General features: G+C 70.8%; 15 protein-coding genes. 12 read left to right on the top strand and 3 right to left on the bottom strand.

Going from position 1 to position 13830, the window contains the following annotated elements; translation table 11 throughout:
- Positions 1-14: 14 nt before the first annotated feature.
- The 8 genes from hrcA (at position 15) to era (ending at position 6649) form a co-directional block, all read left to right on the top strand.
- Positions 15-1034 carry a heat-inducible transcriptional repressor HrcA gene (gene hrcA / locus ACEVFP_RS15230; RefSeq protein WP_375000288.1) on the top strand — a complete coding sequence of 340 codons (1020 nt, stop codon included), beginning with the start codon at positions 15-17 and terminating at the stop codon, positions 1032-1034.
- A gap of 17 nt (positions 1035-1051) precedes the next feature.
- Complete coding sequence (dnaJ, locus tag ACEVFP_RS15225; RefSeq protein ID WP_375000287.1) at positions 1052-2206, top strand: molecular chaperone DnaJ; 1155 nt, start codon at positions 1052-1054, stop codon at positions 2204-2206.
- Positions 2206-2541: a histidine triad nucleotide-binding protein gene (locus ACEVFP_RS15220; RefSeq protein WP_375000286.1), complete on the top strand. Its 336-nt coding sequence runs from the start codon at positions 2206-2208 to the stop codon at positions 2539-2541. Before dnaJ ends, ACEVFP_RS15220 begins: the two co-directional genes overlap by 1 nt.
- An 88-nt stretch (positions 2542-2629) precedes the next feature.
- A complete protein-coding gene (locus ACEVFP_RS15215) occupies positions 2630-3622 on the top strand; it encodes a PhoH family protein (protein WP_375000285.1) in 993 nt (330 codons plus the stop codon).
- Positions 3600-4103 carry an rRNA maturation RNase YbeY gene (ybeY, locus tag ACEVFP_RS15210; protein WP_375000284.1) on the top strand — a complete coding sequence of 168 codons (504 nt, stop codon included), beginning with the start codon at positions 3600-3602 and terminating at the stop codon, positions 4101-4103. Before ACEVFP_RS15215 ends, ybeY begins: the two co-directional genes overlap by 23 nt.
- Entirely contained in the window at positions 4100-5416 is a 1317-nt protein-coding gene (locus ACEVFP_RS15205; protein ID WP_375000283.1) for a hemolysin family protein, read from the top strand. Before ybeY ends, ACEVFP_RS15205 begins: the two co-directional genes overlap by 4 nt.
- Positions 5400-5735, top strand: a complete 336-nt coding sequence (locus ACEVFP_RS15200; RefSeq protein ID WP_375000282.1) for a cytidine deaminase — start codon at positions 5400-5402, stop codon at positions 5733-5735. Before ACEVFP_RS15205 ends, ACEVFP_RS15200 begins: the two co-directional genes overlap by 17 nt.
- Entirely contained in the window at positions 5732-6649 is a 918-nt protein-coding gene (gene era / locus ACEVFP_RS15195) for a GTPase Era (protein ID WP_375000281.1), read from the top strand. The genes ACEVFP_RS15200 and era overlap by 4 nt, the downstream gene beginning before the upstream one ends.
- Positions 6650-6804: 155 nt before the next feature.
- On the opposite strand, the gene ACEVFP_RS15190 is transcribed toward era, so the two are convergent.
- Positions 6805-7071: an acylphosphatase gene (locus ACEVFP_RS15190; protein ID WP_375000280.1), complete on the bottom strand. Its 267-nt coding sequence runs from the start codon at positions 7069-7071 to the stop codon at positions 6805-6807.
- A 33-nt stretch (positions 7072-7104) separates the two neighbouring features.
- Between ACEVFP_RS15190 and ACEVFP_RS15185 the strand changes: the two genes are divergently transcribed.
- A complete protein-coding gene (locus ACEVFP_RS15185) occupies positions 7105-8118 on the top strand; it encodes a PHP domain-containing protein (RefSeq protein WP_375000279.1) in 1014 nt (337 codons plus the stop codon).
- 9 nt (positions 8119-8127) lie between these two features.
- Here ACEVFP_RS15185 and ACEVFP_RS15180 read toward each other — a convergent pair whose 3' ends face one another.
- Together ACEVFP_RS15180 and ACEVFP_RS15175 are read right to left on the bottom strand one after the other, a co-directional pair.
- The gene (locus tag ACEVFP_RS15180) at positions 8128-8850 is read right to left on the bottom strand and encodes a hypothetical protein (protein ID WP_375000278.1); all 723 of its coding nucleotides are present in this window, start codon (positions 8848-8850) and stop codon (positions 8128-8130) included.
- A 40-nt stretch (positions 8851-8890) separates the two neighbouring features.
- Positions 8891-9376 carry a flavodoxin family protein gene (locus ACEVFP_RS15175; protein WP_375000277.1) on the bottom strand — a complete coding sequence of 162 codons (486 nt, stop codon included), beginning with the start codon at positions 9374-9376 and terminating at the stop codon, positions 8891-8893.
- Between the two features lie 135 nt (positions 9377-9511).
- Between ACEVFP_RS15175 and ACEVFP_RS15170 the strand changes: the two genes are divergently transcribed.
- The 3 genes from ACEVFP_RS15170 to ACEVFP_RS15160 are packed head-to-tail and all read left to right on the top strand — an operon-like array spanning position 9512 to position 13819.
- On the top strand, positions 9512-10441 hold the full coding sequence (locus tag ACEVFP_RS15170) for an AAA family ATPase (RefSeq protein WP_375000276.1): 930 nt from the start codon (positions 9512-9514) through the stop codon (positions 10439-10441).
- A gap of 5 nt (positions 10442-10446) precedes the next feature.
- A complete protein-coding gene (locus tag ACEVFP_RS15165) occupies positions 10447-11667 on the top strand; it encodes a DUF58 domain-containing protein (RefSeq protein ID WP_375000275.1) in 1221 nt (406 codons plus the stop codon).
- Entirely contained in the window at positions 11654-13819 is a 2166-nt protein-coding gene (locus ACEVFP_RS15160) for a DUF3488 and DUF4129 domain-containing transglutaminase family protein (protein WP_375000274.1), read from the top strand. Before ACEVFP_RS15165 ends, ACEVFP_RS15160 begins: the two co-directional genes overlap by 14 nt.
- Positions 13820-13830 lie beyond the last annotated feature (11 nt).

Raw genomic sequence — 13830 nt, 5'->3', positions numbered from 1 at the left:
AGAGGAGAGGACTCATGACGGCAGAAGAACGACGTCTCGACGTCCTGCGCGCGATCGTGGAGGACTACGTCGCCACCCAGGAGCCGGTCGGCTCGCGTTCGCTGGTCGAACGCCATCACCTGGACGTCTCACCGGCCACCATCCGCAACGACATGGCGGTGCTGGAGGACGACGGCCTGATCGCGCAGCCCCACACCAGTGCCGGGCGGGTGCCCACGGACAAGGGGTACCGACTCTTCGTCGACCGCCTCTCCTCGGTCAAGGCGCTCTCGGCCCCCGAGCGGCGCGCCATCGAGACGTTCCTGACCGGCGCCGTCGACGTCGATGACGTGGTGCAGCGCAGCGTCAAGGTGCTCGCCCAGCTCACCAACCAGGTCGCGATCGTCCAGTACCCCTCCCTCACGCGCTCGACGGTGCGGCACGTGGAGGTCGTCGGGCTGGAGAACGCGCGCGTCCTGCTGGTGGTCATCACCTCCAGCGGTCGCGTGGAGCAGCGCATCGTCGAGCTCGAGCGCACCCTCGAGCAGGACCTGCTCACCGACCTGCGGGGACGTCTGGTCGGCGCCACCGTCGGCCAGCGCCTCCCGGAGGCCTCGCTGCGGCTCGCGGAGATCATCGGCACCTTCGCCGCGCAGGACCGACCGATCATCACGTCGGTGGTCACCACGCTGACGCAGGTCTTCTCCAACGAACGCTCCGACGAGCGGGTCGCGGTGGGTGGCACGGCCAACTTGGCGCGGTTCGGGGGCGACTTCGATGTCGCCATCCGCCCCGTCCTGGAGGCACTCGAGGAGCAGGTCGTGCTCCTGAAGCTGTTGGGGGAGGCCACGGCCGACCCCACGGTGCGCATCGGGGTCGAGACCGGCAACGACAGCCTGAGCGGCACCGCCGTGGTCGCCTCGGCCTACGGGTCGCAGGATCAGGCGCTCGCCACGCTGGGCACGCTGGGCCCCACCCGCATGGACTATCCCGGAACCATGGCCGCCGTCGGTGCCGTCGCCCGCTACGTCGGGCGCATCCTCGCCGACGACTGAGAGGACCATTCACACACATGGCACAGGACTACTACGCACTCTTGGGTGTCGACCGCGACGCCGGCAACGACGAGCTGAAGAAGGCCTACCGCAAGCTCGCCCGTCAGCTGCATCCCGACGTCAACGACGCGCCCGACGCCGCCGACCGCTTCAAGGAGGCCACCACGGCCTACGAGGTGTTGTCGGACCCGCAGAAGCGCAGCGTGTACGACCGCGGCGGCGACCCGATGGCCCAGGGCGGCGGCATGGGCGGCGGCTTCGGCCAGGGCTTCAGCTTCGACGACATCATGGATGCCTTCTTCGGCCAGGGCGGCGGGCGCGGCGGTCCGCGTTCGCGCGTGCAGCGCGGCCAGGACGCCCTGCTGCGGCTCAGTGTCGACCTTGCCGAGGCGGCATTCGGCGTCACACACGAGATCAAGGTCGACACGGCCGTCACGTGCCAGACGTGCCAGGGCCGCGGCGGGGCCGAGGGCAGCGAGCCCGTCACGTGCGGGACCTGCCACGGCCATGGCGACGTCCAGCACGTACAGCGCACGCCGCTCGGCAACGTGCGCACGTCGCGTCCCTGCCCGACCTGCCACGGGTTCGGCACCGTCATCCCCGATCCCTGCCAGGAGTGCGGCGGCGACGGCCGGGTCCGGTCGCGTCGCTCGCTCAGCGTCACCGTGCCGCCAGGCGTCGACCAGGGGACCCGGATCCAGATGTCCGGTGAGGGCGAGGTCGGTCCCGGTGGCGGTCCGGCCGGTGACCTCTACCTGGAGATCAACGTCAACCCGCACCCGGTCTTCACGCGCGAGGGCGACCGGCTCCGTTGCCAGGTCACCGTCCCGATGGCGGCCGCGGCGCTCGGCGTGCACGTCGACCTGCCCACGCTGGAGGCCGACGTCACCGACCACGAGGACGCAAGCGTCGTGGGCCTGGACATCAGCCCCGGCACCCAGTCCGGCGACCAGCTCACGGTGCGCGGCCAGGGTGTGCCCCGGCTGCGGGGCGTGGGCCGCGGTGACCTGGTGGTCGAGGTGATCGTCGAGACCCCCACCCGGATTGACGACGAGCAGCGCGCCCTGCTCGAGCAGCTGGCCAAGGCCCGGGGCGAGGAACGGCCCGAGGCCCGCGTCAGCGACGCCCAGCGTGGCGGGGTCTTCGGCCGCATCAAGGATGCCTTCCGCTGATGAGTGACTGCCTGTTCTGCAAGATCCTGGACGGCGAGATCCCCTCCGAGGCTGTGGCCGAGAACGACCACGCGTACGCCTTCCGCGACGTCGCGCCACAGGCGCCGACCCACGTGCTGGTGATCCCGCGCCGGCACGAGCCCGACATCGGCAGCCTGGTCGAGGCCGACCCCGACGCAGCGGCCGGTGTGCTGCGCCTGGCCAAGCAGGTGGCCGACGACGCCGAAGGCTCCTACCGGCTGGTCTTCAACACCGGCGCCGACGCCCACCAGATGGTCTTTCACTGCCACGCCCACGTCCTGGCCGGGCGCTCCATGGGCTGGCCGCCCGGATGAGTGCCGGTCCTCCGCCGTCTGTGGCCCGGCACCGCGCCGAAATCGCTTCGACAGCCGTCGGCTTTGCCGCGTAAACTCAACATCACCCATGACAGAAGACTTCGCCCCCCACTCCTTCACGGTGCCCACGAGCATCGACGCCGTCTCCCTCTTCGGCCCGGGCGATGAGTTCCTTCGCCTCGTCGAGGAGTCCTTCGGCGCCCATGTTCACGCGCGCGGCAACGCCGTCACGGTCACCGGTCCGCCCGCGGAGGCGGCTCTGATCGAGCGGTTGCTCGATGAGCTGGTGGCCATCGTGCGCACCGGACAGAGCCTCAACCGCGAGACGGTGGAGCGCTCCATCCAGATGCTGCGCACCGAGACCCAGGAACGTCCCGCCGACGTCCTGAGCCTGAACATCCTGTCCAACCGCGGACGCACCATCCGGCCCAAGACGCTCAACCAGAAGAAGTACGTCGACGCCATCGACAAGCACACCGTCGTCTTCGGCATCGGACCGGCGGGCACCGGCAAGACCTACTTGGCCATGGCCAAGGCCGTGCAGGCGCTGCAGGCCAAGGAGATCTCACGCATCATCCTCACCCGTCCGGCGGTCGAGGCCGGCGAGCGTCTCGGCTACCTCCCGGGGTCCCTGAGCGAGAAGATCGACCCCTACCTGCGGCCGCTCTACGACGCCCTGCACGACATGCTCGACCCCGAGACCATCCCCAAGCTGCTCACGTCGGGCGTCATCGAGGTCGCACCGCTGGCATACATGCGCGGAAGGAGTCTTAATGACGCTTTCGTCATCCTCGACGAGGCGCAGAACACCACGGCCGAGCAGATGAAGATGTTCCTCACCCGGCTGGGGTTCGGCTCCAAGATGGTGGTCACCGGAGACGTCACCCAGGTGGACCTGCCCGGTGGTGCCACGAGCGGCCTGCGGGTGGTCCGCGAGATCCTCGACGACGTCCGCGATATCCACTTCTCCACCCTCACCTCGCACGACGTCGTCCGGCACAAGCTGGTCGGCCGCATCGTCGCCGCCTACGACTCCTACGAGGCGGGTGCAGCAGATCGTGAACGTCGACGTCCTCGATGAGTCGGGCACCGATGTCGACGTCGTCGGCCTGACCCAGCTCTGCCGCTTCGTCATGCGTCGCATGCGGCTGCACCCCGGCACGGAGATGACGATGCGCCTGGTGGACCCGGAGACCATCGCGGTGCTCAATGAGCAGTGGATGGGCAAGAAGGGCCCCACCGACGTGCTGTCCTTCCCGATGGATGAGCTGTCGCCGGGGCGGGTCGAGGCCGACGACGAGATCGACGACGGCGAGCACGGCTACCTGGGAGACATCGCGCTGTCCCCACAGGTCGCTGCGCAGCAGGCACCGGCGGCCGGGCACGGCACGCACGAGGAGATCGAGCTGCTCACCACCCACGGCATCCTGCACCTGCTGGGCTACGACCACGCCACCGCCGAGGAGCACGCCGAGATGTTCGGCATCCAGGGCCGGCTACTGCTGGAGTGGCACCGTACGGCGGCCGGGGAGGACGTCGAGTCCGAGGGAAGGCTGACGTGACCGAGGCGATCATCGGGTCGGTGCTGCTCGCCGCCGTCGCCGGACTGCTCGCCAGCGTCGACGCCGCGCTCTCCTCCTTCTCCCGGGCCAGGGCCGACGAGCTCGCCCGCAACGACCATGCCGGAGCCCAGCGGCTCGTGGGCATCATCGACGACCCGGCCCGCGTGCTCAACTCGGTGCTGCTGCTGCGGGTGCTGTGCGAGACGGCGAGCATCGTGCTCGTGGCCATCGTCGTGGCCGACCACGTCGAGGGCCTGTGGGCGCAGCTGGGCATCACCGTGGCCATCATGGCGGTCGTCTCCTACGTCCTCATCGGTGTGGGCCCGCGCACCCTCGGCCGCCAGAACGCCGAGGCCATCGCCCTCGCCTCGGCAGGACCGGCCGTGGTGCTCACCGCACTGCTCGGTCCGCTGCCCAAGCTGCTGATCCTCATCGGCAACGCGCTCACCCCGGGCAGAGGCTTCCGTGAGGGGCCGTTCGCCTCGGAGGTGGAGGTCCGTGAGCTGGTCGACCTCGCGGCCGCGACGTCGGTGATCGAGACCGATGAGTCCAAGATGATCCAGTCGGTCTTCGAGCTCGGGGACACGATCGTCCGTGAGGTCATGGTCCCGCGCCCCGACCTGGTCTTCATCGAGGCGGGAAAGACGTTGCGCCAGACCATGTCACTGTGCCTGCGATCGGGCTACTCCCGCGTGCCCGTCATCGGCGAGAACCTCGACGACGTGCTGGGCATGGCCTACCTCAAGGACCTCACCAAGCGTGTCTTCGACAACCACCAGGCCGAGTCCACCGAGCGGGTGGAGTCGATCATGCGGTCGGTGCTGTTCGTGCCGGACACCAAGCACGCCGACGACCTGCTGCGCGAGATGCAGGCGCAGCGCACGCACGTGGCCGTCGTCGTCGATGAGTTCGGCGGCACGTCGGGCATGGTCACGATCGAGGACATCCTGGAGGAGATCGTCGGTGAGATCACCGACGAGTACGACTCCGAGCCCGACGAGGCCGAGCACCTGGCCGACGGGGTCGTACGGGTCAGCGTCCGCTACGACATCGACGACCTCTCCGAGCTGTTCGACCTGGAGCTGGACGACGACGACGTCGACTCCGTCGGTGGGCTCGTCGCCAAGCACCTCGGCAAGGTCCCGATCCCGGGCAGCGAGGTCGAGGTGGCAGGTCTGGTGCTGCGCGCGGAGGCGCCGTCCGGGCGGCGCAACCGCGTCGGTCGCGTCAAGGTGTGGCGGGCCGAGACCCCCGAGGACGACGAAGAGCGCGACACCGTGAGTGAAGGAGCCGGACATGGACCTGACACCTGAGGACACCAAGCTGATCACCCTGGCCAGGGCGTCTCGAGCGCGCACGGGTGCGGCCTGCGGCGCGGCCGTGCGTGACCTCGACGGCCGCACCTACGCGGCCGCCTCCGTCGCCCTGCCGTCGCTGGCGCTGGAGGCCCTCGACCTCGCGGTCGCGATGGCCGTCTCGTCGGGCGCCGCGGGGCTGGAGGCCGCCGCGGTGGTCGGTGGCGCGCCGGGCGCCGATCCGGACGTCGCCGCGGTGCGTGACCTCGGGGGCGGTGGCGTTCCGGTCGTCGTCGCCGATGCTGCCGGCACACCGGAGAGGACACTCGCCACGTGAGCACGTTCCGTTCCGGCTTCGCATGCTTCGTGGGCCGGCCCAACGCCGGCAAGTCGACGCTCACCAATGCGTTGGTCGGCGAGAAGGTGGCGATCACCTCCTCCAAGCCGCAGACCACGCGGCACGCCATCCGAGGTCTGGTGCACCGTGAGGAGGCGCAGCTGGTCATCGTCGACACCCCTGGACTGCACCGGCCACGCACCACGCTCGGGGAGCGGCTCAACGACCTCGTGCGCACCACGTGGGCCGAGGTCGACACCGTCGCGATGTGCTTCCCGGCCGATGAGAAGATCGGACCCGGTGACCGCTTCCTGATCGGCGAGGTGGCCGCGTTGCGGCGTAAGCCCGTGATCGCCGTGGCCACCAAGACCGATCTCGTCCGGCCCGACCGCGTCGCCGAACACCTGATGGCGATCGAGGCCGCCGGTCGCGAGGCCGGTCTGCAATGGCGCGAGATCGTGCCCGTCTCGGCCGTCGCCGACGACCAGGTGGGCCTGTTGACGGACCTGCTGATCGGCACCCTGCCGCAGGGCCCGCCCATGTACCCGGAGGGCCAGCTCACCGACGAGCCGACCGAGACGCTGGTCGCCGAGGTGATTCGGGAGGCGGCGCTCGAAGGCGTCCACGACGAGCTGCCGCACTCGCTGGCCGTCGTCATCGAGGAGGTGGTGCCGCGCGAGGGCCGTCCGGAGGACCGCCCGCTGCTCGACGTCCGGGCGCACGTCTACGTGGAGCGGGACTCCCAGAAGGGCATCGTCATCGGGCGCAAGGGAGCACGGCTCAAGCAGATCGGCACCACGTCACGGACCCAGATCGAGAAGATCCTCGGCACCCCGGTGCACCTCGACCTGCACGTCAAGGTGGCCAAGGACTGGCAGCGCGACCCCAAGCAGCTCCGCAAGCTCGGCTTCTGACGCGCTCTGCCGTCTGATCGGTGTCTGGGCAACCGAAAGTGACGGTCAGCGGGTGGATCGGTGTCTGAGCAACCAAAAGCGGCTTCGTACGGTTGCTGTGACACCCATCGCCGGGTGAAGGGCCATGCGGTTGTGGAAGCACCGACTCGGGCGGGTCAGCGGTGGTCGAAGCCCGTGAGCCCTTCCGGCTGCTCCTCCAGGACGTCGACGCTGGAGACCTGGGCGCGCTCGGACCCCTCGTGGCACCAGGTGAGCATCTGGCTCACGGCAGCCTCCTCGCCCTCGAAGACGGCCTCCACCGTGCCGTCGGGCTGGTTGGCCACCCATCCGGTGACCCCGGCGGCAGCGGCCTGCTCGGCACAGCGGGCCCGGAAGAACACACCCTGCACCCTGCCGTGCACCACGACGCGTCGCCGGACCATGCGACCACCGTAACCACGGTGCACGATGGACGCATGGATCCCGTCACGGCGCTGGAGGAGATCGGGTTCTGGCTCGAGCGCGAGCGCGCGTCGACCTACAAGGTGGAGGCGTTCCGTCGCGCGGGCGCCGTGCTGGCCGACCACGACGACGTCGCCGGCCTCGCCCGCGAGGGTCGTCTGCGCTCGCTCGACGGCATCGGCGCCCGCACGGCCGAGGTGGTCGAGCAGGCGCTGTCCGGCGACGTCCCGGACTACCTGGCGGACCTGCGCCGACGCGGTGCCGGTCCGCTCGTCGAGGGCGGCGAGACGGTCCGAGGGGCCGTGCGCGGTGACCTGCACACCCACACCGACGCCTCGGACGGCGGATCGTCCCTGGAGACGATGGCGCGAACCGCCGAGCGGCTGGGCCATGAGTACCTCGCGATCACCGACCACTCGCCCAGCCTGACCGTGGCGGGCGGCCTCTCCGCCGACCGGCTGGTCGTCCAGCTCGAGCACGTCGCCGAGCTGGACGCTACTCTCGAGGGCACCCGGCTGCTCACCGGGATCGAGGCGGACATCCTCACCGACGGCACGCTCGACCAGGAGCCGCGACTGCTGGAACGGCTGGACGTCGTCGTGGCCAGCGTCCACTCCAAGCTGCGTGCGGACAGCATCGCGATGACCCGGCGGATGCTCAAGGCGGTCAGGGACCCGCACACCGACATCCTCGGCCACTGCACCGGGCGCCTGGTGGAGGGAGCACGAGGCAGGCGGGCCGAGAGCACCTTCGACGCCAAGCGGGTCTTCGCCGCCTGCGCCGAGCACGCCGTCGCGGTGGAGATCAACGCGCGCCCCGAACGCCGCGATCCACCCGACCGACTCATCCGGCTGGCGTTGGAGGCGGGCTGCCTGTTCAGCATCGACTCCGACGCGCACGCCCCGGGACAGCTGGACTTCCTCGACCACGGATGCGCCCGCGCCGCGGACCTCGGGGTGCCGCTCGATCGGATCGTCAACACCTGGCCGGTGGACCGGCTGCTGCAGTGGACTCACCGAACCCGGTGAGTCCCCACCTCACAGGTGGACGGCCAGAGTGGCCAGGTCGGCCGGGGCGACGGGCTCGGGGACGCGCCCGGTGACATCGTCGTAGACGTCGAGCAGCTCGCCGAGGTCGCGGACCATGCGCCGGGCTCGAGCCCGCTCGTCGCCGCAGTCGGCGCGGCACTCGCCGGCAGCCACACGGTGCGCCCCGACCAGCGCGGTGAGGGCCCACGCCTCGGCCGCACCGAGGTCGGGCGAGAGCACGAACGCCATGATGCGCGATGCGCCCACGTGGTGGCTCTCATGGGCCGGGTCGAGGCCGGTCGATCGCGTGGGGAGGGAGAGCGCGACGTCCCACGCTCGCTCGACCTCGAGGTGCTCGGCCTCGAGGACCGGGCGTGCCAGCAGGTCCTCGGTGCGACGCAGGTGGCCATCGACGCCGGCGCGCGCGGACGGCTCGACGAGCCGCAGTACCTGCCGGGCCTGGGTGAGCCGGAGCCGTGCACGCAGCTCGGGGGAGTCGTCGCTCGCCCCGAACAAGCGTCCCACGAGCTGCACCAGCTGGGGCCGGTCGGCGTCGTCGAGCAGGTCGTTGGCGCTGCGTGCCTCGTGCGCCAGCACTGGGTGGGTGCACTCCGGCCGGTCGCTCCACGGCTCCCCTGCGAGTACCGAGACGTACTCCATGACGCAGGCCTCGCCGCTGTCGGAGTCGTGGGCGCCGACCGACAGCGTCGGCAGGGCGTCGGGAACGTTCACCACTTCAGTCTCGCCGATCTGTCAAACGTCCGGCGACGGGTCAGTCGGTCAGCAGCGCGGAGAGCGTCGCGCCCAGCTCGTAGGCCTGGTCCCGCTCGTCCTCGCCGACGTCGCCGAGCACCTGCAGGATGTCGGCGGACTGCTTCCAGCCCAGCGCCTGGACGATGCTCTCGACGGAACGGACCGCGCCGGTGGTGTCGTAGCGACCGTGCACCCACAGACCGAACGGCTTGCGCGTCTCGGGGGCCTCGCCAGCGCCGCCGTCATCGGCGAGGGCACCGCCGGCCTGCAGGAAGATCGTGTCGAAGAAGTGCTTGAGGGCACCGGACATGTACCCGAAGTTGGCGGGCGTGCCGAGCACGTAGCCGTCCGCGGCGAGCACGTCGTCAGCCTCTGCCTCGAGCGCCGGGCGGACCACGACCTCCACACCCTCGATTGCATCATCGTGGGCACCCTCCACGACGGACTCCGCGAGCGAGCGGACGGTGGGCGTCGGCGCATGGTGGACGATCAGCAGACGGGCCATGTCTCCGACCGTAGCCGGAGTGCTCGGCAGACGCTGCTTGGGCCGATGCAGCCGCCGCGGAACCCCCGGGAACCGTGCGCCGTTGGGCTCGGCAGGCGATGATGGACGTCAGCAGACCGCAGGACGAGGAGTGACATGAGCACGGTGACGCGTGTCCTGGAGAACATCGACTCCGTGGTCGACGGCAAGTCCGAGGCGGTCGAGACGGCCCTCGTCGTGGTGCTCGCCGAGGGACATCTGCTCATCGAGGACGTGCCTGGAGTGGGCAAGACGGTGCTGGCCCGCGCGCTCGCCCGCTCCATCGACTGCTCCGTGCGGCGTATCCAGTTCACCCCCGACCTCCTGCCCTCCGACGTCACCGGCGTCTCCGCCTACAACCAGCAGCTGGCCCGGTTCGAGTTCAAGCCCGGTCCGGTCTTCGCCAACATCGTCATCGGCGATGAGATCAATCGCGCCTCGCCCAAGACGCAGTCCGCCCTGCTGGAGGCCATGGAGGAACGCCAGGTCACGGTCGATGGCCGCACCCACACGCTGGATCCGCCGTTCACGGTCATCGCCACCCAGAACCCCTACGAGATGGAGGGCACCTACCCGTTGCCCGAGGCGCAGAGGGACCGCTTCACGGCTCGCATCTCGATGGGCTACCCGGACACCGAGGCCGAGCTGGCGATGGTCCGTGAGCGCGACGCCGACAACCCGCTCGACCTGCTGGCCCCCGTCGTCAGCGTCGACGAGCTCCGCACGATGATCGATCGCGCCCGTGCCGTCCACGTCTCGCAGGCCGTCGAGCGGTACTGCGTCGACATCGTCCAGGCCACCCGGGTAGACACCGAGATCCGGCTCGGTGCCAGTCCGCGGGCCACCCTGCAGCTGGTGCGAGCCGCCAAGGCCCGGGCCTTCGTCCAAGGACGCGACCACGTGCTGCCCGACGACGTCGCGGCTCTCGTGCCGCTCGTGCTGCCGCACCGTCTGGTCCCGATGCGAGGTGCGTCCTCGGCCGCCGAAGCCGTGCGACGTATCGTCGCCGCGACACCGGTGCCCACCGGAGCCGTCGACCCACGGTGAGTCCGGTGCGGCTGACACCCCGCGGTACCGGGTTCCTCGTGACGGCGGGGAGCGCCTTCGTCGCCGCGCCCCTGTTCTCCTTGCCGGCACTGCAGTACGTGACGTCGTTGCTGCTGGGTCTGGTGGTCCTCGGTGCGCTGTTCGTCATCGTCGGGCACGCGCGGATCCGGGTGGAGCGCAGCTTCAAGCCTGGTGTCGTGACCCCGGGCACCCCGGCCCGCGTGCACCTGCAGATCACCAACCTGCGCACCATCGCCTGCCTGGAGGCACGCTGGAACGACACCCTGCCGTCAGCGTTGTCCGGTGAGGCCGCCGGAACGCTACCCGCACTCGGCGGCAGTCACGGCCCGTCGGCGCGGCTGGAGGTGGACTATCCGCTGCACGGACTGCGCCGGGGCCGCCACAGCGTCGGCCCGCTCACCGTCCGGGTGGAGGATCCGTTCGGGCTCGTCCAGCGCGAACGGACGGTCGGTGGCAGGGACGACGTCGTGGTCCTGCCGCGGCGCGTCGACGTCACGGGATCAGGCCTGCTCTCGCGCGACAGCGACGGCTCCGGTCGTCCGGCGCCGCAGCACTTCGGTCTCGGCACGGACGACGTCATCGCCCGCACCTACCTCCCGGGCGATGCGCTCAAGCGCATGCACTGGAAGGCCACGGCGCATCGTGGTGAGCTGATGGTCCGCCAGGAGGAGCAGGAGATCGACGCGCGGGCGGGGATCGTGCTGGACACCGACGACGTCAGCTTCGGTACGACGTGTGACGCCAAGGGGCGCTGGGACCACTCATCAGAGCTGGAGTGGAGCATCAGCGCTGCCGCGTCCGTCCTGACGCACCTGGCCCGCCAGGGTCACGAGGTCGCCGTGCGGGCGGTGGGTGGTGAGCGGCGCCGGGTGGCCGACCACGGCGACACCATCGACGACGTCCTGGTCGACCTCGCACTCCTGGAACCGACCACCAGGACCGCCGTCACGCGTGAGAACGTCCAGACTGGCGAGCACACCCTCGTCCTTCTGCTCGGCCGGCTCCAGGCCGATCGTGCGCACGCCTGGGTGCGGGCCGTCGCCGGGGCCGACGTCAAGGCGTTCGTGGCGGCCGGCACCCGCCCGCCCGTGCTCGAGCTGCTCGAGGACGCCGGGTGGGACGTCGTCACCTACGCCGGCGGCGACGACGTCGCGCAACGCTGGTCCGAGCTAGGCGCCGGGGGAGAGCGGCATGCTGCGTCCTGAACGGCGGGCCCGGCCCGTGCGAGCCCTCGACGAGGGCGCGAGCGCATGGGTGGAGCATGCCGCGGTCGTCGTGGCGCTCGCCGCGCTGCTGCTGGGCTTCACCTCCGTGGTCGAGGGTCGCGGGTGGTTCTTGACGGTGGGTCTGGTGGCCGGGCTGGTCGCCCTGGTCAGCGCCGCAGCGCGATCCCTGGGCCTCCGGGGCGTCACCCCGATCGGCATGGTCGTGGGCCTGCTGGCCGTCGTGTGGATCTTCGTGCCCCAGACGCTTGCCGCGGGGGTGGTGCCGACAGCGTCGTCCTTCGTGGCGCTGGCGGAGCAGCTCGGACGGGCTCGGGTGCTCATCATGGAGGAGGCCGCCCCGGCGCCGGCGGCACGCCCGATCGTGCTCGTGCTGACGATCGCCTTCGCGCTGCTGGTCGTGGTCGCCGGCATGCTGCTGCGTCGTCGTCGCGGCGACCTGCTGCTCGGGGTGCTCCTCGTCGTGGTGTTCGTGGTGCCCCCGCTGGTGTCGGGGCGCCCTCCGGCGGCAGTCACCTTCGTCGTCCCCGCAGCGGCCTGGCTGGTCGTGCTGTGGAGCCGGGCCGCCGATCGTGGCCCTCGCTCCGCACTGGTGCCCGCCACGGCTCTCGGCGCCTGCGGTCTGGTGGTCGCGGTGGTCCTGCCACCAGCGTTGCCAGACGTCAGCGGTGTCCCCCGCGACTGGGGTGCCCCCGCACCGAGAGTGTTCGGCGACGGTATCAACCCGATGCTCCAGCTGGGCAAGAACCTGCGTCGCGGCAGCACGAGGGTCGCCGCCACGTACACCACGACGCTCGACGGTCCGCCCTACCTGCGTGCTGCCGTGCTCCGTGACTTCGACGGACAGACGTGGCGTCCGGTCGGTCCTCGAGCCGTGGGCCGCGGCGAGGGCAACCTAGCCATGGGTGAGTCCATCGAGACCGAGTCTGCGCAGACCACCATCACGATCGATGAGCTGCGCAGCACGATGCTCCCGACGCCCTACCCCGCCACGGGTGTCTCCGGCCTGTCCGAGGCGTGGCGATGGAACCGCGTCGGACAGACGCTCGTCTCGGAGTCCGCGGAGTCCGAGGAGGACCAGCAGTACACGGTGACCAGTCTGGACGTGCAACCCACGGCGGAGCAGATGCGGGCTCTGGGCGAGCCGTTCCGCGCCGGGATGCGGGACTACCTGCGTCTGCCCGACGACGTCCCCGAGGTGGTCGCGCGCACCGCTCGGGAGGTGGTCTCCGGCACTGACAACGACTACGACCGCGCCCTCGCGCTGCAGGAGCACTTCCAGACCCGGTACCAGTACTCCGAGTCGGCTCCCGTGGCCGGTGACTACGACGGCAACGGGGTGCAGGTGCTGGAGCGCTTCCTGGAGGAACGCGCCGGCTACTGCGTCCACTTCGCCTCCGGCATGGCCGTGATGGCGCGCGAGCTCGACATCCCCGCCCGTGTCGTCGTCGGGTACGCGCCCGGTCGAGCGGTCGGGTTCGAGGACGGCGATCAGGTCTTCGAGGTCACGTCCGATGACCTGCACGCCTGGCCCGAGCTGTACTTCGAGGGTGTCGGCTGGGTGGGCTTCGAGCCCACGCCGTCGGTGGGTGAGCCTACCGCGTTCACCGAGCCACGGACGGCGACCAGCGCTCCCGAGGGCGTCGGCAGCGAGGGGCGCGACGAGGGCTCGCGGGCCATGGACCGGCAGCGCGACGAGGAGCCGGTGATTACCGACGACCCGCCGTCCGGTGCGCGTTCGACGCTCGTCGTCGCAGGCTTGCTGCTCGTCGCGGGGCTGCTCCCCGGAACGATCCGCATCCTCCTGCGGCGCCGTCGGCTCGCTGCCGCCGGTCCGGAACCGTGGTGGCGGGAGGTGCAGGCCACGGCCGTCGACCACGGCCTGCTCGTTCGAGCGAGCCAGACGCCACGAACCTTCGCCGCCGAGCTCGTGGTGGACGGCGGCATCGACGAGGCTGCCCTCGCCGCACTGCTGGAGGACGTGGAGACGTCTCGCTACGGCCGGCCCGGGACACGTACGATCGAGGACGTCACCGCAGCCCGCACAGTCGTGGCCGGCCTCGCCCGCCGCGGTGGCCGCCGTGAGCGGCTTCGTGCCCGATGGGTGCCCCGGTCCCTGGTGACGCGCCGCTGAGCTCGCGCCCG

The organism is Aeromicrobium sp. CTD01-1L150, assembly GCF_041951745.1.
In the GTDB taxonomy this organism is placed as follows: domain Bacteria; phylum Actinomycetota; class Actinomycetes; order Propionibacteriales; family Nocardioidaceae; genus Aeromicrobium.
Note: the sequence above shows the minus strand (reverse complement) of the source record. Positions and strands in the feature narration are given on the sequence as shown.